The organism is Planococcus maritimus, assembly GCF_001592825.1.
Taxonomy (GTDB): Bacteria; Bacillota; Bacilli; order Bacillales_A; family Planococcaceae; genus Planococcus; species Planococcus maritimus_C.
In genome coordinates this window covers 1-405 of the sequence record NZ_LTZG01000022.1, presented here as the reverse complement: position 1 = coordinate 405, position 405 = coordinate 1, and the positions used below count along the sequence as shown (strand labels likewise).

Annotated in this window: 1 protein-coding gene and 1 pseudogene; both read right to left on the bottom strand. The window is 44.9% G+C overall.

The window, feature by feature from the left end; translation table 11 throughout:
* Window positions 1–48: 48 nt before the first annotated feature.
* Window positions 49–240: pseudogene (locus AY633_RS12245) on the bottom strand (hypothetical protein); the annotation flags it as partial.
* 15 nt (window positions 241–255) lie between these two features.
* Window positions 256–405, bottom strand: a 150-nt coding sequence (locus AY633_RS16385; RefSeq protein ID WP_455657217.1) for a tRNA ligase subunit PheS family protein, incomplete at its 5' end; no start/stop codon positions are given.

Genomic DNA, 405 nt, shown 5'->3' with positions numbered 1-405 from the left:
GCAAATGATTTGTACAGGGGCTTCAGCTCCGATATCCACAAGGCACTAATTCAGCTTATCAGCATTCGGGTGCTGCTCGCGCTCCAGCACATGGCCGATGACAACGCCTTTGATGCCTTCTCCTTTGTATTCAATTCCTTCAACCTCAATACCGGCTCTTGTAATTTTTTCAGCAAGAACAGCCGGGTCCATGCCTTTTAAATCAACATAATCCTCTAACCATTTATAAGAAACAAACATCCTTGCATCCTCCTCTTACGCCTGTTTAAACTGCGAAATAAATCTGACATCGTTTGTATAGAAGTGGCGGATATCATCAATGCCGTATTTCAGCATCGCGATGCGCTCAACACCCATTCCGAATGCGAAGCCCTGATATTCCTTCGGATCAAAGCCAGCCATTTT